We start from the raw sequence: 19,566 nt of genomic DNA on the forward strand, positions 1-19,566 counted from the left end.
TCCCGTTGCGTGGCTTATGCTGCGCACAGTCCTTTCGATCCGCCTATTGTGATGGAGTCTTTCGTGAACACACGTTTCGCAGCGTTGGCTTTGTGTCTCGGCCTGCTGACCTCGGCCTCTGTGCCGGCACTGGCCGCGCCAGTTGTTCCAGCGAGTTGTCCCGGCTCTTGCGGCCTGCCCGACTTCACCGGCCTGGTGGAGAAAGTTGGCCCTTCCGTGGTCAACATCCGTACCTACAGGAAGGTGGCGGTTGACCAGGGGCCGCAGATGGATGACCAGACTCGGGAATTCCTGCGCCGATTCTTCGGTATTCCCGTGCCGCCTACGGCCCCCCCGGGAGGCGGCTCGGCGCCTAAGGGCGAGGACGAGGAAAAGCCGACCGGCGTGGCGTCCGGGTTCATCCTGAGCCCCGACGGGTATGTGTTGACCAATGCGCATGTGGTGGATGGCGCGGACCAGATCGTAGTCACGTTGACCGATAAGCGGGAATTCAAGGCCAAGCTGGTCGGTGCCGACAAGCGTACCGACGTGGCCGTGGTCAAGATCGAGGCCAAGAACCTTCCGGCCGTGACACTCGGGGATTCCAAAAAAATCAAGGTTGGCGAATGGGTGGTTGCCATTGGTTCGCCCTTTGGTTTGGAGAACACCGTGACGGCGGGCATCATCAGCGCCAAGGGGCGTGATACCGGCGACTACACCCCGTTCATCCAGACCGACGTGGCGGTGAATCCTGGCAACTCGGGAGGGCCGCTGATCAATATGCAGGGCCAGGTCATCGGCATCAACTCGCAGATCTACAGCCGCACGGGGGGGTTCATGGGGATTTCCTTCGCCATTCCCATCGACGAAGCCATCCGCGTTGCCGACCAGCTCAAGGCGACCGGTTATGTGATCCGCGGCAAGATCGGCGTCGCCATCGACGGGGTCAGCCGCGAGCTGGCCGAATCCATCGGGCTGGGCAAACCCGTCGGTGCGCTGGTGCGCAGCGTGGAGACGGGCGGTGCCGCCGACAAGGCCGGCGTGCAGGCGGGGGACATCATCACCAAGTTCAACGGCAAGACCATCGAGCGCGCGACCGATCTGCCTCGCATCGTGGGCGATGTGAAACCCGGCACGCGTGTCGCGATGCAGGTGTTCCGTCGCGGTTCGGAGCGCACCCTTCAAGTGACCGTGAGCGAATGGGCCAAGGAGCAAAAGACCGTTGCCGAGAAGCCTGCCGCCCCGCCCAAGTCGGGTGCCGAGACAAGTCCCATCGGCCTGGCCGTGGTGGACTTGAGCGACGCGCAGAAAAAGGAGTTGGGCGTGAAATCGGGCGTCCTCGTCGAAGCCCTGGAGCCGTTCGCCAGCCGAGATGGCTTGCAGGTCGGAGACGTGGTCACAACCCTCAACAACACGGAAATCCTGAGTGCGAAGCAGTTCAAGGAACTCGCAGCGGGTTTGCCGCCCGGCAAGCCCGTGGCCCTGCTGGTGCATCGTGGAAACGCGGCGCAGTTCATCTTGGTCAGGCCGCATGCCATGGGAAAGTGACGTAAACCCGAGCGGCGGTGATTTTTTATGAATCAAGCCATTTTTTATGCACGATTTCTCGTATTTTGTTTTATTGAATCGAAAATTAATGAAATTATATTCTAATTTTAACTGGGTGTGCCGGGGATCGAACTGGCGCAGCCGGAGTGCTGACTTAAAATAGAGGCCCAACAAGCAGTTGCCAAACGTTTTGTTGGAAGGCGCGACTCGATTTGCCGCGCCTTTTTTTTGGCCTGCCCATTCAGCAAACCCACACAAGGCCGCATCCGCGTTGCCAGTTCGCAGCTGGGGCGCGGTTTGCGCGATCCTTTCCGAGCCGAAGCGCGCCAGCGAGTCGAACACGAGCGCATGCAACAAATCCGCAATTTCTCCATCATTGCCCACATCGATCACGGCAAGTCGACGCTTGCCGACCGTCTCATCCAGCGTTGCGGGGGCCTCTCCGACCGCGAGATGGACAGCCAGGTGCTGGATTCCATGGACCTGGAACGCGAACGGGGTATCACCATCAAGGCGCAGACCGCCGCGCTTTCCTACAAGGCCAGGGACGGGCAGACCTATCTGCTCAACCTGATCGATACGCCCGGTCATGTGGATTTCAGCTATGAGGTCAGCCGGTCGCTTTCGGCTTGCGAGGGGGCGCTGCTGGTGGTCGACGCCAGTCAGGGCGTGGAGGCGCAGACCGTCGCCAACTGCTACACCGCTCTCGATCTCGGCGTGGAAGTGGTGCCTGTGCTCAACAAGATGGACCTGCCGCAGGCCGACCCGGAGGGGGCGCGCAAGGAAATCGAGGACGTCATCGGCATCGACGCGTCCGAGGCGCTGCTCGCCAGCGCCAAAACCGGCATGGGCATCGACGATATCCTGGAGGCCGTGATCGCGCGCATCCCAGCCCCCAAGGGCGACCCGGATGCTCCGCTCAAGGCCCTGGTCATCGACTCCTGGTACGACAGCTACGTCGGGGTGGTGATGCTGGTGCGGGTAGTCGACGGCACCCTCAGGCTGCGGGACAAGATCCTGCTCATGGCCACCGGCGCCCAGTATCAGTGTGAGCAGCTCGGTGTGTTCACGCCCAAGTCGCTTGCCCGCCAGCAGTTGGCGGCAGGGGAGGTGGGCTTCGTCATCGCCGCGATCAAGGAACTCAAGGGTGCGCGCGTCGGCGACACCGTCACCCTGGCCCAGCGCCCCGCGGCCGCGCCGCTGCCCGGCTTCAAGGAGGTCCAGCCCCAGGTGTTCGCGGGCCTGTATCCGGTGGAGTCGAACGCTTACGATGCCCTGCGGGACGCGCTGGAGAAGCTGCAGCTCAACGATGCCGCGCTGCGGTTCGAGCCCGAGGTGTCTTCTGCGCTTGGATTCGGCTTTCGCTGCGGTTTTCTCGGTCTGCTGCACATGGACATCGTGCAGGAGCGCCTGGAGCGCGAGTACGACATGGATCTCATCACCACCGCGCCATCGGTGGTGTATGAAGTGCTGCTGCGCGACGGCACGCTGATGACCGTGGACAACCCGTCGAAGATGCCCGAAGTCGGACGTATCGAGCATATTCGCGAGCCGATCGTCGAGGTCAAGCTGTTCATGCCGCAGGATTACGTCGGCCCGGTCATGACGTTGTGCAATGCCAAGCGCGGCGTACAAAAAAACATGGCCTACATGGGGCGGCAGGTACAGCTGGTGTACGAGATGCCGCTGGCCGAAATCGTGCTCGATTTCTTCGACAAGCTCAAATCCATTTCGCGCGGCTATGCCTCGATGGACTACGCCTTCCTGGAGTACCGTGCCGCGGACGTGGTGAAAGTGGACATCTTGATCAACGGCGAGCGTGTCGACGCGCTGTCCATCATCGTGCATCGGGCGCAAAGTCAGTATCGCGGACGCGAGGTGACGGCGAAGATGCGCGAACTCATCCCCCGTCAAATGTTCGATGTCGCCATCCAGGCATCGATCGGGGCGAACATCATTGCGCGTGAGACAATCAAAGCCATGCGCAAGAACGTGCTGGCCAAGTGCTATGGCGGCGACATCTCGCGCAAACGCAAGCTGCTGGAAAAGCAGAAGGCTGGCAAAAAGCGCATGAAACAAATCGGCACGGTCGAGGTCCCTCAGGAAGCGTTCCTGGCCATTCTCAAAGTCGAAGACTAAAACCACACACCCTGACCACATGGAAGCCCCAGCCGTCAATTTCACCCTGCTGCTTTTCATCCTCTTGCTCGTCACCGGCGCATTCTGGGTCGTCGAGAAATTCCGTTTTTCACGTCAGCGCATCGCTGCCGCCAACGCGGCGGCGCACGCACTGCGCACTCGCCGCGAGGAGTTGGCCAAGCAGGGCATCGCGCCCGATGCCAGCCTGAGCGACGAGAACATCGCCGCGGCGCGTGAAAACCTCTTGCGCCAGCCCTGGTGGCTGGAGTGGACGGCAGGACTGTTCCCGGTCATCGCCTTTGTGTTCTTGCTGCGTTCGTTCGTGGCCGAGCCGTTCAAGATTCCATCGGGCTCGATGGAGCCGACGCTGGTGCCGGGCGACCTGATCCTGGTCAACAAATTCATTTACGGCCTGCGTCTACCTCTGGTGCATGACCGCCTGACTTCCGGGGAGCAGCCGCAGCGCGGCAATGTGATCGTCTTTCGCTTGCCCAAGGACCCCGCCATCGACTACATCAAACGCATCGTCGGGACACCCGGCGACACGGTGTCGTACGAGAACAAGCACTTGGTCATCAACGGGGTGCCGGTGGCCGAAAAACCCGATGGCGAGTGGTTCGACCCGAATTCGATGGTGTATTACCAGCAATACCAAGAGATGCTGGGCAAGACCCGGCATCGCATCCTGATCAACCCTCAGGCGCCTGCTTATGTCCTCGGCGGCCCGCCGGGCGATTTCCCGCACCGCGAGAATTGTCACTACAACACCGAAGGTTTCGTCTGCAAGGTTCCGCAAGGCATGTATTTCGTCATGGGCGACAACCGCGATAATTCAGAGGACTCGCGCTATTGGGGTTTTGTCCCCGAACGCAATATCGTCGGAAAGGCCTTTTTCGTCTGGATGAATTTCGGGGGCCTGAAGAACATCGGCCCGATTCATTGAGCGCAGAACCGTGGGGCGCAGATTCTTTCTGGTTTCGTATTTCCAATGAGGTGCTTTTCATGACCCGTGCGACACAACAACGCGGCATCACCCTGATTGGTCTGCTTTTCTGGGGAGCCATCATTGCCTTCCTGGTGGTCGTCGGCATGCAGGCCGTGCCTGCCGTGCAGGAATCCTTTGCCATCCAGCGCGCCGTGGACAAGGCCGCCAAAGCAGGTCCCACCGTGGGCGACATTCGCACCGCTTTCGACAAGACGGCTTCGGTCGACTACATCAGCACATTGAGCGGCAAGGATCTGGATATCACCAAGGTCAACGGCCAAGTGGTCGTGTCCTATGCCTATAACAAGGAAATCCACCTGTTCGGCCCCGCTTACCTGTTGCTGAAGTTCGCAGGCAAATCTCACTGAACGCGCCGCACAGCAGCGCGCATTTCTGTTCGACCGAGCTTCGACCCAATCGCGTGTCTTCCTATTCCGACTTGCAGGCGCGTCTGCACTACGTGTTTCATGATCAGGCTTTGCTGCGGCAGGCGCTCACACACCGCAGTTTCGGCGCCACGAACAACGAGCGGCTCGAATTCATCGGCGATTCGGTGCTGAACCTGGCGGTTGCTTCGCTGCTGTATGCCGAGGGCGAACCCAGCGAAGGCCAGTTGTCTTATCTGCGCGCCAGTCTCGTGCGCGAGGAAACCCTGGCCAGTCTGGCGCAAGAACTCGGTATCGGGGACTGTATCCGGCTGGGAGAGGGCGAACTGCGCAGCGGCGGCAGCGCGCGGCCTTCCATTCTCGCCGACGCGCTCGAAGCCGTGATGGGCGCCGTCTATCTGGATGGCGGTTTCGACGCGGCGCAGGAACTGGCAGGGCGTCTGTACCGCGACAGGCTACGCGCCCTGGATACGCGGGCCAGCGCCAAGGACGCCAAGACACGCTTGCAGGAGATCCTGCAGGGCCGCAAGCTCAAAGTGCCCGCATATGCCGTCACGGCGATCAGCGGCCCGGCGCATCAGCAGCTGTTTCGGGTGCGGTGCGAGGTCGCGGAACTGGGCATGCAGACGCATGGCGAGGGGTCCAGCCGGCGCGCTGCCGAGCAGCAGGCGGCCGAACACATGATCGTGCAGTTGCAGGCTCATCACAGGACTGCGCGCAAGCCGAGCCGTCTTGGCACCTCACCGCAGGAGTCGTGAACATGAATGGCACGCCGGCTGAAGACTTGCACCCGCCGGGGGTCAAGCGTTTCGGCACCATCGCCATCGTCGGGCGGCCGAACGTGGGTAAATCCACGCTGCTGAACTCGCTGGTCGGACAGAAAATCAGTATCACATCCGACAAGGCCCAGACCACGCGTCACCGCCTTCTGGGCCTGCTCACGGAGGGGCCGGTGCAATTCGCTTTCGTCGATACGCCGGGCTTTCAGTTGCGCCATACCCGCGCGCTCAACCGCGCGATGAACCGGACCGTCACCGCGGCCCTGGCCGAGGTGGACCTGGTCTTGTGGGTGGTCGAGGCCGGTCAGCTCAACGCCGACGATGCGCGCGTGGGCGCGCTCATCCCGCCAGGAAAGCCCACGATACTCGTGGCCAACAAGCTCGACCGCGTGCATTCGCGCGAGCGCCTCCTGCCCTGGCTGCAAGGGCTTGGAGCGAACAAGGCATTGACTGAAATCGTGCCGCTGTCGGCGCGCAAGCCGGCCGATGCGAAGCGTTTGCTGGGCATCATCGCCCCCTATCTTCCCGAGGGGGACTGGGGCTATGACGCCGAAGCTCTGACCGACCGCAGCGAGCGCTTTCTGGCGGCGGAGATTCTGCGCGAGAAGCTGTTCCGCCTCACGGGCGACGAACTGCCCTATAGCAGCGCGGTCCTGATCGAGCGCTTTGAGGAGGAGGGCACGTTGCGCCGTATCGCGGCGGCCATCGTCGTCGAGCGCGATGGTCACAAGGCCATGGTCATCGGAGCCGGTGGCGAGCGCCTCAAGCGCATCAGCACCGAGGCACGCCTGGAAATGCAGCGCCTGTTCGACGCGCCGGTCTTTCTCGAGGTTTGGGTCAAGACCCGTTCGGGCTGGGCGGACGACCAGCGCGCCGTGCGAGCCTTCGGCTACGAAGACTAGGTCCAGGCCTGAACGCACAGCCCGGTTGCGGCGCCCCCCAGCCTTCGACACGCATCATGGAGACGCAGGCCATGCCGAATTCGCCGCCGGCGGCGCCGTCGGCCTTCATGCACGCCGCGCCCGACGCGCGCGCGGCAAGTCCGCGTAAACGACCGGTCGCTGCTCGCATCGAACGCGCGCACGATGAGCCGGCTTATGTGCTGCACGCCCATCCCTGGAAGGAAACAAGCCTGATCCTGGACGTGTTCAGTCGTCACCACGGACGGGTGGCATTGGTGGCCAAGGGCGCGAAACGACCCACGTCGCAGCTTCGTACCGTGTTGCTGGGTTTTCAGCCGTTCACGGCGAGCTGGAGCGGGCGCGGCGAGGTTCGCACGCTCACGCGCGCCGAGTGGAGCGGCGGCGTGGCGCCGCTGGCCGGCCTGCCGCTGCTTTGCGGTTTCTACTTCAACGAATTGCTGGTGCGTTTGCTTGCGCGCGAAGATGCGCACGAAGCCCTGTTCGACGCGTATCACGCCGCCGTGGCGCAACTGGGGGCGGACCCGCATGGCTTGGCCGCCGGGGTGGAGCCCATGCTGCGTCGATTCGAGATCAGCCTGCTGCGCGAACTCGGCTACCTGCCGCCGCTGGACCGCGAGAGCCAGTCCGATGCGCGTGTCAACGTCGAGGCCCGTTATCGGGTCGATCCACAGCTGGGTGTGCTGCCATGGCGTGCGGATCAGGATGGCGGCGCGGTCAGCGTCTATGGCGGTGCCCACCTGTTGGCCATCGAGTCTGGAGATTGGTCGCAGCCGGGCGCGGCGCGCGCGGCCAAGACCTTGATGCGCGAACTGCTTCACTATCATCTCGGCACACAGCCGCTGCGTACGCGTCAGTTGCTGATCGACCTCCATCAGCTATGAATCCTCTTGTCAGCGGCGTTGCACCGGGCCCCTTGCTGGGCGTGAACATCGACCATATCGCCACGCTGCGCAATGCCAGGGGCGGCAGCTTTCCCGACCCGGTGCACGCGGCGCAGGTGGCTGTGGACGGCGGTGCCGACATCATCACGTTCCATCTGCGCGAAGACCGCCGCCATATCCGCGATGCCGATGTCCAGCGCATCAAGGCCGACATCCGCGTGCCGTTGAATTTCGAATCCGCAGTGACCGACGAGATGCTCGGCATCATCGAGCGCATTCGTCCGCAGATGGTCTGTCTGGTCCCGGAGCGGCGCCAGGAAATCACCACCGAGGGCGGCCTCGATGTCGCAGGACAGCTCGAGCGCGTGCGCAACGCTTGCGCGCGGCTGGGCGCGATCGGCTGCAGGGTGTCGCTGTTCATCGAGGCCAGCCCCGTTCAGATCGAAGCCTCGGCACGCGCCGGCGCGCCTTGCGTCGAATTGCATACGGGCGCTTACGCCAATGCTTGCGAGGCCGGGGATGATGCGCTCGCCCAGGCAGAGTTGCGGCGCCTTCATGCGGGCATCGAAGTGGCTCGCGGCCTGGGCCTGCAGACCAATGCCGGACATGGGCTCACGCTGGCCAGCACGCCGCAGATTGCTGCGATGGGGCAGGTGAGCGAACTCCATATCGGCCATGCCCTGGTTGGCCACGCCCTGTTCGTCGGCATGGCGCAGTCCGTGCGCGATTTCAAGGCCGTCATCGCACGCGCCGCCGCACCGGCTCTGACCGCCAGGCCATGAGCCGCGTCTTCGGCATCGGCACCGATATCTGCGACATCGCCCGCATCCGCGCCGCTTGGCAGCGTCACGGCTTGCGTTTCGCGCAACGCATTCTCGGCGAGCGGGAACTCGAGGTCTTCACGCTGCGGCAATCGCTCGCCGCGATGCGCGGCGAGCGTTATCTGGCAACCCGCTTTGCCGCCAAGGAGGCATTTTCCAAGGCCATCGGGCTGGGCATTCATGCCCCGATGACCTGGAGCTCCTGCCAAATCCTCAACGCCGAGGCCGGGCGCCCGCATATCGCGCTGAGCGGCGAGTTGGCTCGCTGGTGCGAGGCACGCAGCCTGCGTTTTCATGTGTCCGTGTCGGACGAAGTGCTCACGGCCGTGGCCTTCGTCGTCGCGGAGTCGGATCATCTCAACTGAAGCGCGCGACCAGACGATGCCACCTGTTCCCCTTGCCGTGCACCCCCTGATCATCGACGTCGCCGGCACCAAACTCGGCAGCCATGAGCGCCGCCGCCTCAAAAGACCCGGGGTCGGCGGCGTCATCCTGTTTTCCCGCAACTGGGCATCCCGCGAGCAGTTGGCCGGCCTCATCGCGTCCATCAAGTCCGTGCGGCCTGATCTGTTGGTCGCCGTGGATCAGGAGGGCGGGCGGGTGCAGCGCTTTCGCGAGGACGGCTTCACCGTCTTGCCCCCCATGGCCGAACTCGGTCGTTTGTGGATGCGCGACGCGATGCGCGCGGTACGGGCCGCGACGGCGTGCGGCTATGTCATGGGGGCCGAGTTGCGCGCCTGCGGCGTGGATTTGAGTTTCGCCCCCGTGCTCGACCTGGACTGGGGACGCTCCGGGGTTGTCGGCAACCGCGCCTTCCATGCCGACGCGCGCGTGGTCAGCGTGCTCGCGCAAAGCCTGATCTCGGGCATGCGGCGTGCCGGGTTGGCGCATTGTGCGAAGCACTTCCCAGGCCACGGCTGGGCCAATGCCGATTCGCATGTCGACGCGCCGCGGGACACACGTGGTCTTCGAACGATCCTGGAACACGACGCCGCGCCATACGATTGGCTGCGCCACAGCCTGCTGGCCGTGATGCCGGCGCATGTGGTGTACCCGAAGGTCGATACGCTGCCCGCCGGTTTCAGCAGGCGCTGGCTGCAGGAGATTTTGCGCGATCGGCTGGGCTTCACGGGCGCCATTTTCAGCGACGATCTGAATATGCAGGGTGCGCGCGCGGCCGCCCCAGGTGACACGGCTGCGGTGCTGATGGCCCTGAACGCCGGCTGCGATCTGGCCTTGTTGTGCAACCGCAGCCCGCTCGAGCAAGGCCGCTCCCTCGATGTCGTGCTGCAGGGTTTGGAGGAGGCGCTGGAGTCGGGTCATTGGCAGCCCGATCCATCTAGCGAGCACAGACGTCTGGCCTTATTGGCGTCGTATCCGCCGGTTCCATGGGACGCATGGATGCGCAGCGCCGAATACGTCAGCGCACTGCAGGACCTCACTCGGATCTGAATGGCGTCCGGCTCGCCAAGGGGACGAGCCTCCGCGGCCCGGTAAACGTCCGGGTGCAGCGGTGCGCAGCAGCGATCAGCAAATTAAGGATAGAAGGCGTACAGCGTGTAGCCGCTGGCCTCGCCTGCGTTCAAATCCAGATTGAGCCGTATGTTCAATTCGGCGCCCGGAGCCAGGCCGCCCAGCATCTGTTGCCGTATTGCGCCGGCATGCGCTGGGCGCGTGACGAGTGCGAGGTATTGAGCAGGTTCGATCACCTTGCGTACCACGATCTGTTCCTGCTGTCCCGTGAGTGTGAGTTCCAGGGCCGGATAGGCGACGGCCTCGGAACTTCGATTGCGCAACGTCGCGGTCAGCAGCAGGTGGCCGTCCGTCGCAGGCGACATGGCCGACGTGTCGATGACAAGGTCCTGCGGCCTGCGCGGCGCAGCCAGCGTGCAGCCGGCCAGCCGGCAGAGCTGGGTCAAAGCGGGGCGGGTCTGCGGCCAGCGCGAGGCGAGGGCGTTGCGCCAGGTCCATGCCGCCTGTACACCGCCCAAGGCGAGGAGCAGGACGGCGCACAGACCGAGCACTGCGCGGACGGCGGGCCGCTGCCAGCGTTCCTGGGCGCGCGCCTGGCGCAGGAACTGCGGTTCGGGCAATGTCGCGGACTCAGTTTCCGTTTTGACCGTAGCTTCGTGGTCGAACAGGGGTAAGGCCGGGCCGGGCTCCTTTCCGCTGTGTGGCGCTGCGGCGGCAGCTTCAAGGGGGCTTGCAGCCGAATCCTGAGGTTCGGACTCGAATTGGTAGTGCAGAACGGCACCGAGATCGAACTCGGAGTCGCTCTCCTCTTGCGCATGATTCTCGACCGGCGGCGATGCGGGGGCGGCGGCCTCAACGGTATCCCGAGCGGTTTTCGCCACTGGCAGCGGGCGGGCCGGTTTTTCGGCGGCCGGATTCGTCTCGATGGCCTCGGTCCAGGCTGGGTCTGCCTTGCCGTCGTGGGATTGCGCGTCCGCCAGCCACGCGTCTTCGAGCGCGGCACGAAAGCGTTCTGCCTCGACCCTCGCCGGCTCACCCATGGCGGGGCCCGCGTCGTCGCCACGCAAAGCGGCCTCGGCCTCGGGGGAGAACGTGGCAAGATCGATGTCCAGAGAGTCGGGCTGTGGAAGATCGGATCGAGCCTGCGGTGCAGGCTGCGCTTGACGCAGTTCGGGAATCCCCGCGGGCAACGTGGCGTCCAGGCTGGTGGCCAGATCGAACGCTTCGGCGCCAGGCGGCAGCGGTGCCGGATCATCCGGAAAGCCATCCGAATCCTCGAGGCCGCCCGCGTGGGTGGCCGCCGCGTCGGGCTGCTGCACGGGGGGCGCCGCCTTGAGGCTGGCGGGGCCCACGGCCGCGCGTGCCGGATTCGGCGCTGCGTCGGCTGCAACGCCAGCCATGGGTTTGGGCGGCGCATAGGCAAAAGCGCCTGTTGTCCAGATCGGCTTCGGCCCTGTCTCCGTCTTCGGGGGTTGAGCAGGGATGGGGTTCGGGCGTGTCTCGGACGTTTCCGAAACCACGTCGGCCTGCGTGGCGACGGAAGAGGGTTGCGTGCCAGGCCAGCCACCGGTTGCGGCCGCTGGAACTCCAGCCGGGTGATTGGGTTCGGGGGGTGGGGTGGATGCAAGCTCGAAGCGGTGATCCGCAGCATTGAACGCTTCACCGCAACGCCCACAGCGCGCCCAGCCACGGTGCAACAAAAGCTGATCACGCACCAGCTTGAACGTGGTGCCGCAGTGCGGGCAGCGGGTGGCGAGTGGCATGGCGCACAAGTATAAAAGTCAGGGCGCCGGGATCATGGGTCAAGGCGGCGAACCCCATGCGTGGCCTTGCGGCCGCTGGGGGCGGTGGGCAAGTCAGGGTCGGGCATACGTGGTTCCGGCCAGACAGACCCAACCGTCTTGCTCGGCATGCACATGCAAGTTGGCATAGGGCGCATAGACTTGGATGAGTTCTTCAGCCTGCCGGTCGAGGATGCCTGACAGAACGAGCCGGCCCGCGGGTTTGACGCGGGCCGAGAGCATCGGCGCCAACAGCTTGAGCGGTGCCGCGAGGATGTTGGCCAGCACCACGTCGAAGCGTTGCTCGGGCAGCATGTCGACATGGCAGCAATGCGCCAGCTCGACGCCATTGGCCTGCGCATTGGCTTGGCTTGCGCGTACGGCGTCGGGGTCGATATCCACCGCGCTGACGCTGCGTGCCTTGAGCAAGCCCGCGGCGATGGCGAGAATGCCCGAGCCGCAACCATAGTCCAGCAGATCCCGCCCGTTCCATGGGGACTGTTGCACCAGCCAGCCCAGGCAGAGCTGGGTGGTCGGGTGGGTGCCGGTGCCGAAGGCCAGGCCCGGGTCGAGCTGGATGACCAGCGGTGCGTTCTCGGGCGCGCTGTGCCAGCTTGGCACGATCCACAGCCTGCCTTCGATGCACACCGGCTGAAACTGGGATTGCGTCAGGCGAACCCAGTCTTGCTCAGGGACGTCCGTTTGCTGCACACCGGCGAGGTCGTTCAGCAGCCCGGTACCGAGCAGGGCGAGCAAAGCGGCATCGGCTTGCGCTTCGGTGCTGAACAAGGCGTGCACCAGGCTGTGCTGCCACGCGCTCCGTGGCGCAGGCAGGCCCGGCTCGCCGAACAGGGCTTGCTCCGCCTCGGTTCCTGCTTCACGGTCCTCGACCGAAACGCTGAGGGCGTCCAGTTCCATCAGTGCATCGGACAGTGCCTCGGCCCGCGCGTCGTCGGCGGGGATGGTGACTTCACGGTAGGGCATGGTTGCGTGCCGGGGCTGGGCGGGCTGGAACTGGGCGGACGAACGCATCCACTCAGCCGTGCCGTGCCGCCATGTACTCTTCCAGGTAGTGGATGTTGGTGCCGCCTTCCATGAAACGGGCGTCCACCAGCAACTCGCGATGCAAGGGGATATTGGTCGAGATGCCGTCCACGACCATTTCCGACAGGGCGGTGCGCATGCGGGCCAGGGCCTGTTCGCGCGTGGCGCCATGCACGATGATCTTGGCGATCATCGAATCGTAGTTCGGCGGCACGAAGTAGCCGGCGTAAACATGGGAGTCCACGCGCACGCCCGGCCCCCCCGGTACATGCCAGGTCGTGATGCGGCCGGGGCTGGGCGTGAACTTGACCGGATCTTCGGCGTTGATGCGGCATTCGATGGCATGGCCGTTGCAGACGATCGAGCGCTGCCGCAGCGTGAGCGCTTCGCCGGCAGCCACGAGGATTTGCTGCACCACGATGTCCACGCCTGTCGTCAGTTCCGTCACCGGGTGTTCCACCTGCACCCGGGTGTTCATTTCGATGAAGTAGAACTCGCCGTTTTCGTAGAGGAACTCGAATGTTCCGGCGCCGCGGTAGCCAATCTTCTTGCAGGCATCGGCGCAGCGGATGCCAATGCGCTCGATCAGCCGGCGGGCGATGCCGGGCGCGGGCGCTTCCTCAAGAATTTTCTGGTGGCGGCGCTGCATCGAGCAATCGCGCTCGCCCAGCCACAGGGCGTTGCCGTGTTCGTCGGCGAGAACCTGGATTTCGATATGACGCGGATTGGTGAGGAATTTTTCCATGTACACCGCGCCGTTGCCGAAAGCCGCCAGGGCTTCGGCCTTGGTGGTCACCACCGCGTTGAGCAGCGCGGCCTCGGTATGAACGACGCGCATACCGCGCCCCCCGCCCCCGCCCGCGGCTTTGATGATGACCGGGTAACCCACGGCACGGGCCATGCGGGTGATTTCACGCGGGTCGTCGGGCAATTCGCCGTCCGAGCCGGGCACGCAGGGCACGCCGGCCTTGATCATGGCCTGTTTGGCCGACACTTTGTCCCCCATCAGGCGGATGGAGTCGGGGCGCGGACCGATGAAGGTAAAACCCGAGCGCTCGACGCGCTCGGCGAAATCGGCGTTTTCCGACAAAAAGCCGTAGCCCGGGTGAATCGCCTCGGCGTCCGTCACCTCGGCGGCCGAGATGATGGCGGGCATATTCAGATAGCTCAAGCCTGAGGGCGGCGGCCCGATGCAGACGGCCTCGTCGGCCAATTTCACATACTTGGCGTCGCGGTCGGCCTCGGAATAGACCATCACGGTCTTGATGCCCAATTCGCGACAGGCGCGCTGAATCCGCAGCGCGATTTCGCCGCGATTGGCGATCAGAATTTTTTTGAACATGGCGGGTCGGGCCTCGGCGCGCAGCCTCGGCGTTCAAGAGGTGGGCCCGGAAAGGGGGAGGCGGTTCGGCAAGACCAGGGCATGCCGTTAGCTCGCGTCACTCGAGCACGAACAAGGGCTGGCCGTATTCGACGGCCTGGCCATTCTCGACCAGGACTTCCTTGACGATGCCGTCGATGTCGGATTCGATCTCGTTAAGAATCTTCATGGCCTCGACAATGCACACGGCCTGGCCTTGTTTCACGACATCGCCCACCTCGACGAAGGGTTTGGCTCCAGGCGCTGAAGCGCGATAGAACGTGCCGACCATGGGGGACTTGATCAGTTTGCCGCTCGGCGCGGCTGAGGCGGCAGGCGTCGCGGCGCTCGCTTCCATGGGAATGGGCATAGGCGCGGCAGCAGGCGCAGCCACATATTGCACGGCGGCTTGGGCGGGAGGCGGGGGCGTCTTGACGATGCGGACCTTGCCTTCCGCTTCGGTGATCTCAAGCTCGGAAATATTCGATTCCGAAACGAGGTCAACCAAGGTTTTGAGTTTTCGCAAATCCATGGTATCGATGTGAATTGAGTCGAATTGGGTCTTAAATTCTATCAAGTTCTAGTTATTGCGGCCAATTTTTCAGCTGCATAGCGAAGTGCGAACCCATATCCGGCGGCGCCGCAACCGCTAATTACCGCCTCGGCGAGATCGGAGAAATAGGAGTTTTGCCGGAAAGGTTCGCGGCGATGAACATTGGACAGATGCACTTCAACGAAAGGCCGGCCCAGCGCGGCCAAGGCGTCGCGCAGCGCAACGCTGGTGTGGGTGTACGCGGCGGGATTGATGATGACGAAGCGGGTACCGTCTTCGCGTGCCGCATGGATCCGGTCGATGAGCGCGCCCTCGTGGTTGCTCTGGTGGCATTGCACGTCCAGGCCGAGTTCGGCGCCGAGCGCCACAAGAGTTTGGTCGATGTCTTGGAGCGTGGTGCGGCCATAGACTTCTGGCTCGCGCGTGCCGAGAAGATTGAGGTTCGGACCATGCAAGACGAGAACGCGTAGCGGATTCATGGGATGGATGGGACGTGTTCAGGTTGTTCCAGAAAGGTGTTTCAGGAGTTCTGTATACGAGGTTTGCCCCAATTTTTGAAAGACGATGGAGCCGTCGGGCGCAATGATCACCGTGAATGGGAGCCCGCCTTGGTTGTCGCCGAGTTTCGCGCTGAGTTCCGTGCCGCCCATGCCACCCAATAGCACAGGATAGCTGACAGCGCGGGCTTTCAGGAAATTGCGCACGGATGTTGGATTATCGATGGCGATGCCGATCATTTGCAGATTTTTGCTGCCATGATCCTTGTAAAAACGTGACAGCTCGGGCATTTCAGCAATGCACGGCGGGCACCAGCTCGCCCAGAAGTTGACGATCAAGATCTTGCCTTTGTACTGGGCCAGCTTGACGCTGTGGCCGCCGAGATCGTCCAGCGACGTGGCGAACAGCGTCTGCACCGCGTTGGGTGCCGGCGTCATCGTTGCCTCTGGAGGTCTCGAGGGCTGTGTTGCCGCCGTGATCAAACGCTCGGCATCGGCGCGGGTCGACGCGCGGGAGCCGAACCAGAAACCCCCGGCGGCCCCGATGGCGCCGATGAGCAGAACCAGAATCCAAGATGTTGTGCTTTTCAAAGTGAAACTCCAATAGGGGGTGATGCCGCCGGGCCGGCTTCGACCAAGGCACGCACCGCCTGCATATTGCCGCGCTCGGCCGGTTTTCCGGAGCTGCGAGGCGCGCGCAGCAGCACGCCGCGTTCGTCCTTGAGCGGATAGAGGCTGAGCGAGGCGATCACGGTCGGATGTCGGGTGGTGGCCCCGCTTGGCATCGGCCACTCGAACTCGAGGCGCTCCACGGGGGCCTTGCCCGCGTAATGCGGGGCTTCGCTGGCACGGTAGGCAAGGTTCCGGTTGATGCAGTGAATTTCCACCGCCTTGGTATCGTCGGCAAATAGCAGGACATGCAAGGCAGAGTGCGCCGTCGCCGTTCCGTTCCACACCGCGCCCGCAAGATGCGGCCTGAATTCGGCGAATTCTTCCATCAGCCCCAGTGCGGCGCGGCGCAAATTCCAAAGCAGCGAGGGGTGTTCGTCACCGTGGAACAAGGACAAATAGAGCCGGACCTGGGTGAGGACATCCGTGTTGTCGGGCTGCACCTCGGGGTGCGCGCCTGGGCCAAGCATCTGGTGCGTTGCCTTGCGCTTGGCCGTTGCGTAATCCAGGCCGTCCTCGACAATGAGCCGGGCCGCCATGGCGGCGAGTTCTTCCCGTAAAGCGTTCATCAAGGGGAGTGTATCCGTCTGATGCATGCCGACCGTACGGCAGTGTCGGCTCGATCCGGCTTGGCTGCGGGACCCGATTCCGAAGGCAGCGTGGCAGCCGGTAACGGCCTCACGCCGGCCGCGGAACAGTCCCGCAGGCGAGACGGGTTGGACCCCGATGCCTCATGGTTTCGCGGCGCCGGGATTCGCGAGATGCACGGGATCTCCGTTGCGGTCGAAGGGCAGCATGCCTTCGAATGAGCCGTTCCTGATGCTGTCGACCATGTGTTGCAGCGATGCCTCGGTTTCTTCGCTGGTGGGGGGCAGGCCATCATGCCAGGATACCGATGACGCGAATACGAGCGACCAAGGCGGCCCGAAGCGAGCCGCTTCCTCGATCAGGGTCTGGAAATCCGCGAGCTCGTCGGGACCCTTGTCGACGACCATCACGGGCTCGAGCTCGCCACCGTTGCCGGCATTGAATTCGGCGCGCTGTTCGCCGCTGGCGTTCTCGGGAAGCGTGGCGCCGACGAAGACGAACAAAAGATGCTGCGGCTTGGTCTGGCGACGACTCAAGACAAGAAGATCGTCAAAAGTCTGAATGTCCATGTTGTCCTTCAATCATTGATGTGAATTGGGCAATCGAGCCCCGCTCAGGTGTTTCCGACCGCCCACACGGCGGCTTGCGTGCGTGAATTGACGTGGATTTTCTTGAGGATGCGCTTGACGTGGATCTTGACGGTTCCCTCGGCGATATGAAGGTCCCGCGCAATTTGCTTGTTGCTCTTGCCCTCTTTGAGGTGGGCGAGAACATTGGCTTCCTGTGGCGTCAAATTCGCGGCCTCTTTTGTTTTCGGCAGCGGATCTTCCCTCAGCGACACGACCAATAAATTGACCAAGTTGTCGCTCAAAGCCATTGCGCCGGTCTCGGATGTTTTGAGGATGCCGGCAAGGAGGGCTTCTGGCGCCATGTCCTTGAGCAGGTAGCCGTCAGCGCCAGCGCGCAGCGATGCGGTCAGATTCTCGGCGTCATCGGACACCGTGATCATGATCGTCGTGATGCCCGGGTGGTGGGTCTTGATCTCCTTCAGCGTATCGAGGCCGCTCATGCCTTTCATGTGCAGGTCGAGCAAGACGACGGAGGGTTCCAACCGGCGCACGAGATCCAACCCGTCTTTGCCGTTGTCGGCTTCGCCAACGAGGACGAGCTGGTCGCTCGCCATGGCAATCAGGTCTTTCAGTCCCTGGCGGAACAATGGGTGATCATCGATGATCACGACTTCATGCATGGAGTTCATGTTTCGTGCCTGGCGCGATGCGGATCGACGTGCTGAGGGCGCGCGGCGTCAATTGCACGGCAACCCGTGTGCCGCCCTCCGGTTTGTTCGTGATGGATAGCTGGGCTCCGATATGGTTGGCGCGTTCATGCATGATGAGCAGGCCATGATGGCCGATCCGGCCATGCTCTTCGCCTATGCCGATGCCATCGTCATCAATCGCAAGATGAACGCCGCCGCCCTCGCTCTCATAAAAACTCACCTCGATATGGCTCGGGTTTGCGTGTTGAATCGCATTCGCGAGCGCCTCTCGCGTGATCTGCAGCAGGTTGATTTCCTCGTTCGGACTCAGACGCGAAGTGGTCGGGGTCACTTGGGTGTGCACGGGGATCGAACCGCGCAGGGAAAACTCGGCGGCAGACTTCTCGAGCGCGATCGTCAGATTGTCTTCGACCTTCATGCGGAAGGTCGAAAGCAGTTCGCGAAGGTGGTGATAGGCATTGGTCAGACCGTTGTCGAGCGAGGACATGATGAGCTCGGTTTGCGCGGGTTCCTTGGCCTGCACCGCCGTTTTGAGCCGGCATACCTGGATTCTCATGTACGACAGCGATTGCGCAAGGGAGTCGTGAAGTTCACGGGCCAAAATCGCACGCTCCTCGTAAACGGACCATCGTTTCGACTGTTCGGCGCGCATGGCTTCGCCGATGGCGATGCCCATGTGGGTCGCGAGGGCCTCCAGCAATTGAATCTGCCAGGGATCGAGGTCCTGCCCGGAAGGGACGACCCATTGCAGAACGCCGTAGCTGGAGTTGACATCGTGGAGAGGGAGCGTCAGTGCGCGCAAGTGTTCAAATTCGCGCCAGCGTATGGCGCTTGACGCGTGGCAGTCGGAGCAATTCGAAACCTGGCATAGCTGGCGGTCGCCGGAACTGAACTGCGGCGATGCTGGCGTACCGCCGTGCGTGCTGTCGCTGGCAAGGCAGACGAGTCCATGGCCGACGCCGATGGCCTTCTCGAAGTCGTTCAGCAGAGACAAGTGCGTGCTTGAATTGATCGCGCTCGGGTAAAGACGCCCGATCGACCTGTAAAGCAATTCGAGCGACTTGTTGCTGCGCGCCAGGGATTCCGTCTTCTCGGCGACTTTGTGTTCGAGGTTCTGATAGAGCTTGTCGAGATCTTCCGCCATCAAATTGAACGACAGGCCGAGCCCGTCGAGGTCGTTCGCCGCGTACTGGGCCACGCGCACCGAGAGATCCTGCCTACGCATCTTTTGGGTGGCTTCCTGAAGCTCTTTCAGTGGGACGAGAACGTCTGCGCGCGTGACGTAGATCGTGATCGCAATGACGACAAAAATCGCAGTGATGGCAAGACCTTGTATGAGCCGCAGCAAGGCAAGTTTCGCCTCAACGTTCTCCTGCAGCAAGGTGACCAGTTCATCGATCGTCGTCACGAGATTTTGCGCTTGCGCCAAAAGCGCAACCCGGGCTTCCGGGTTGAACCGAGAGGTGTCGGCCTCGGCAACGAGCAAGGGGCGTACCCGCTGCTGCCAGGCGTCGAGCATGTCTCGGTAAACACGCGCCCGCCGGTCCAGTTCGTCAGACGGAATGAATTGGGTCAGGGTCGGGGATGCCAAAGTGGCTTCGAAATCGTTGAGCGAGCCCTCCAGCGCCTTGATCTGATCGGGCCGGCTGCGCGTCGGTATCGCATTGAGCGTTGCGACCGCGCGGTAGATCTTCATCCGCAAGGAACCCGCCATGTTGATAGCCGAAGCTTCGCCGCGCGCGCCGTCCGCAATGACCAGGGAACTGATCAAACTCGTCAGGGACAGCAGCGCGATCAGGACGAGCATGCGCGTCAGCCGCGCCAACAACGACTGGCCCCAGAACCGCCGATACAAGCGAATCATGATTCTCACAGAGATGA

20 protein-coding genes and 1 pseudogene are annotated in these 19,566 nt (G+C 63.1%); 10 read left to right on the plus strand and 11 right to left on the minus strand.

Annotated elements, in window-relative coordinates:
• Window positions 1-51 precede the first annotated feature (51 nt).
• The 10 genes from THIARS_RS10855 to nagZ all read left to right on the plus strand — a co-directional run bounded on the left by THIARS_RS10855 (window position 52) and on the right by nagZ (window position 9,893).
• Complete coding sequence (locus tag THIARS_RS10855; protein ID WP_094160960.1) at window positions 52-1,527, plus strand: DegQ family serine endoprotease; 1,476 nt, start codon at window positions 52-54, stop codon at window positions 1,525-1,527.
• 348 nt (window positions 1,528-1,875) lie between these two features.
• On the plus strand, window positions 1,876-3,666 hold the full coding sequence (lepA, locus tag THIARS_RS10860) for a translation elongation factor 4 (protein ID WP_094162078.1): 1,791 nt from the start codon (window positions 1,876-1,878) through the stop codon (window positions 3,664-3,666).
• A 19-nt stretch (window positions 3,667-3,685) separates the two neighbouring features.
• Complete coding sequence (gene lepB / locus THIARS_RS10865) at window positions 3,686-4,609, plus strand: signal peptidase I (protein ID WP_094160961.1); 924 nt, start codon at window positions 3,686-3,688, stop codon at window positions 4,607-4,609.
• Complete coding sequence (locus tag THIARS_RS10870; protein ID WP_342747753.1) at window positions 4,606-5,019, plus strand: DUF4845 domain-containing protein; 414 nt, start codon at window positions 4,606-4,608, stop codon at window positions 5,017-5,019. Before lepB ends, THIARS_RS10870 begins: the two co-directional genes overlap by 4 nt.
• 53 nt (window positions 5,020-5,072) lie before the next feature.
• Complete coding sequence (rnc, locus tag THIARS_RS10875) at window positions 5,073-5,795, plus strand: ribonuclease III (RefSeq protein WP_094160962.1); 723 nt, start codon at window positions 5,073-5,075, stop codon at window positions 5,793-5,795.
• A 2-nt stretch (window positions 5,796-5,797) separates the two neighbouring features.
• Complete coding sequence (gene era, locus THIARS_RS10880; protein ID WP_094160963.1) at window positions 5,798-6,718, plus strand: GTPase Era; 921 nt, start codon at window positions 5,798-5,800, stop codon at window positions 6,716-6,718.
• Window positions 6,719-6,789: 71 nt separating this feature from the next.
• On the plus strand, window positions 6,790-7,620 hold the full coding sequence (recO, locus tag THIARS_RS10885) for a DNA repair protein RecO (protein ID WP_245845889.1): 831 nt from the start codon (window positions 6,790-6,792) through the stop codon (window positions 7,618-7,620).
• Window positions 7,617-8,402, plus strand: coding sequence for a pyridoxine 5'-phosphate synthase (locus THIARS_RS10890; protein ID WP_094160964.1), 786 nt, complete (start codon window positions 7,617-7,619; stop codon window positions 8,400-8,402). Before recO ends, THIARS_RS10890 begins: the two co-directional genes overlap by 4 nt.
• Complete coding sequence (gene acpS, locus THIARS_RS10895; RefSeq protein WP_094160965.1) at window positions 8,399-8,806, plus strand: holo-ACP synthase; 408 nt, start codon at window positions 8,399-8,401, stop codon at window positions 8,804-8,806. Before THIARS_RS10890 ends, acpS begins: the two co-directional genes overlap by 4 nt.
• Window positions 8,807-8,822: 16 nt before the next feature.
• Complete coding sequence (gene nagZ, locus THIARS_RS10900; RefSeq protein ID WP_094160966.1) at window positions 8,823-9,893, plus strand: beta-N-acetylhexosaminidase; 1,071 nt, start codon at window positions 8,823-8,825, stop codon at window positions 9,891-9,893.
• Between the two features lie 83 nt (window positions 9,894-9,976).
• Here nagZ and THIARS_RS10905 read toward each other — a convergent pair whose 3' ends face one another.
• The 11 genes and pseudogenes from THIARS_RS10905 to THIARS_RS10950 all read right to left on the minus strand — a co-directional run bounded on the left by THIARS_RS10905 (window position 9,977) and on the right by THIARS_RS10950 (window position 19,549).
• Window positions 9,977-11,314 (minus strand): DUF3426 domain-containing protein, encoded by a 1,338-nt coding sequence (locus tag THIARS_RS10905; protein ID WP_245845983.1) that lies wholly within the window; start codon window positions 11,312-11,314, stop codon window positions 9,977-9,979.
• A 258-nt stretch (window positions 11,315-11,572) separates the two neighbouring features.
• Window positions 11,573-11,677 (minus strand): annotated as a pseudogene (locus THIARS_RS19110) (zinc-ribbon domain-containing protein); the annotation flags it as partial.
• A gap of 93 nt (window positions 11,678-11,770) precedes the next feature.
• Window positions 11,771-12,679 (minus strand): 50S ribosomal protein L11 methyltransferase, encoded by a 909-nt coding sequence (prmA, locus tag THIARS_RS10910; RefSeq protein WP_094162081.1) that lies wholly within the window; start codon window positions 12,677-12,679, stop codon window positions 11,771-11,773.
• Between the two features lie 52 nt (window positions 12,680-12,731).
• Window positions 12,732-14,081 (minus strand): acetyl-CoA carboxylase biotin carboxylase subunit, encoded by a 1,350-nt coding sequence (gene accC / locus THIARS_RS10915; RefSeq protein ID WP_094160968.1) that lies wholly within the window; start codon window positions 14,079-14,081, stop codon window positions 12,732-12,734.
• Window positions 14,082-14,178: 97 nt separating this feature from the next.
• Window positions 14,179-14,631 carry an acetyl-CoA carboxylase biotin carboxyl carrier protein gene (gene accB / locus THIARS_RS10920; RefSeq protein WP_094160969.1) on the minus strand — a complete coding sequence of 151 codons (453 nt, stop codon included), beginning with the start codon at window positions 14,629-14,631 and terminating at the stop codon, window positions 14,179-14,181.
• A 41-nt stretch (window positions 14,632-14,672) separates the two neighbouring features.
• Window positions 14,673-15,131 carry a type II 3-dehydroquinate dehydratase gene (gene aroQ / locus THIARS_RS10925; RefSeq protein WP_094160970.1) on the minus strand — a complete coding sequence of 153 codons (459 nt, stop codon included), beginning with the start codon at window positions 15,129-15,131 and terminating at the stop codon, window positions 14,673-14,675.
• Window positions 15,132-15,149: 18 nt separating this feature from the next.
• A complete protein-coding gene (locus THIARS_RS10930; RefSeq protein WP_245845890.1) occupies window positions 15,150-15,740 on the minus strand; it encodes a redoxin family protein in 591 nt (196 codons plus the stop codon).
• Window positions 15,737-16,387, minus strand: a complete 651-nt coding sequence (locus THIARS_RS10935; protein ID WP_094160971.1) for a hypothetical protein — start codon at window positions 16,385-16,387, stop codon at window positions 15,737-15,739. The genes THIARS_RS10930 and THIARS_RS10935 overlap by 4 nt, the downstream gene beginning before the upstream one ends.
• Before the next feature lie 162 nt (window positions 16,388-16,549).
• The gene (locus tag THIARS_RS10940; RefSeq protein ID WP_094162083.1) at window positions 16,550-16,975 is read right to left on the minus strand and encodes a hypothetical protein; all 426 of its coding nucleotides are present in this window, start codon (window positions 16,973-16,975) and stop codon (window positions 16,550-16,552) included.
• 44 nt (window positions 16,976-17,019) lie between these two features.
• A complete protein-coding gene (locus THIARS_RS10945) occupies window positions 17,020-17,655 on the minus strand; it encodes a response regulator (RefSeq protein ID WP_222423066.1) in 636 nt (211 codons plus the stop codon).
• Window positions 17,648-19,549: a histidine kinase gene (locus tag THIARS_RS10950; RefSeq protein ID WP_094160973.1), complete on the minus strand. Its 1,902-nt coding sequence runs from the start codon at window positions 19,547-19,549 to the stop codon at window positions 17,648-17,650. The genes THIARS_RS10945 and THIARS_RS10950 overlap by 8 nt, the downstream gene beginning before the upstream one ends.
• Window positions 19,550-19,566 lie beyond the last annotated feature (17 nt).

Source organism: Thiomonas delicata (assembly GCF_900088825.1).
GTDB classification, from domain to species: domain Bacteria; phylum Pseudomonadota; class Gammaproteobacteria; order Burkholderiales; family Burkholderiaceae_C; genus Thiomonas_A; species Thiomonas_A delicata.

Excerpts from the sequence above, each read along its gene's own strand:
- THIARS_RS10945 (WP_222423066.1), bottom strand. The coding sequence starts at position 17,655 with ATGCATGAAGTCGTGATCATCGATGATCACCCATTGTTCCGCCAGGGA.
- nagZ (WP_094160966.1), top strand. The coding sequence starts at position 8,823 with ATGCCACCTGTTCCCCTTGCCGTGCACCCCCTGATCATCGACGTCGCC.
- lepA (WP_094162078.1), top strand. The coding sequence starts at position 1,876 with ATGCAACAAATCCGCAATTTCTCCATCATTGCCCACATCGATCACGGC.
- accC (WP_094160968.1), bottom strand. The coding sequence starts at position 14,081 with ATGTTCAAAAAAATTCTGATCGCCAATCGCGGCGAAATCGCGCTGCGG.
- THIARS_RS10855 (WP_094160960.1), top strand. The coding sequence starts at position 52 with ATGGAGTCTTTCGTGAACACACGTTTCGCAGCGTTGGCTTTGTGTCTC.
- THIARS_RS10940 (WP_094162083.1), bottom strand. The coding sequence starts at position 16,975 with ATGGACATTCAGACTTTTGACGATCTTCTTGTCTTGAGTCGTCGCCAG.
- lepB (WP_094160961.1), top strand. The coding sequence starts at position 3,686 with ATGGAAGCCCCAGCCGTCAATTTCACCCTGCTGCTTTTCATCCTCTTG.
- THIARS_RS10935 (WP_094160971.1), bottom strand. The coding sequence starts at position 16,387 with ATGAACGCTTTACGGGAAGAACTCGCCGCCATGGCGGCCCGGCTCATT.
- THIARS_RS10890 (WP_094160964.1), top strand. The coding sequence starts at position 7,617 with ATGAATCCTCTTGTCAGCGGCGTTGCACCGGGCCCCTTGCTGGGCGTG.
- THIARS_RS10950 (WP_094160973.1), bottom strand. The coding sequence starts at position 19,549 with ATGATTCGCTTGTATCGGCGGTTCTGGGGCCAGTCGTTGTTGGCGCGG.
- prmA (WP_094162081.1), bottom strand. The coding sequence starts at position 12,679 with ATGCCCTACCGTGAAGTCACCATCCCCGCCGACGACGCGCGGGCCGAG.
- accB (WP_094160969.1), bottom strand. The coding sequence starts at position 14,631 with ATGGATTTGCGAAAACTCAAAACCTTGGTTGACCTCGTTTCGGAATCG.
- aroQ (WP_094160970.1), bottom strand. The coding sequence starts at position 15,131 with ATGAATCCGCTACGCGTTCTCGTCTTGCATGGTCCGAACCTCAATCTT.
- recO (WP_245845889.1), top strand. The coding sequence starts at position 6,790 with ATGCCGAATTCGCCGCCGGCGGCGCCGTCGGCCTTCATGCACGCCGCG.
- acpS (WP_094160965.1), top strand. The coding sequence starts at position 8,399 with ATGAGCCGCGTCTTCGGCATCGGCACCGATATCTGCGACATCGCCCGC.
- THIARS_RS10905 (WP_245845983.1), bottom strand. The coding sequence starts at position 11,314 with ATGGCTGGCGTTGCAGCCGACGCAGCGCCGAATCCGGCACGCGCGGCC.
- era (WP_094160963.1), top strand. The coding sequence starts at position 5,798 with ATGAATGGCACGCCGGCTGAAGACTTGCACCCGCCGGGGGTCAAGCGT.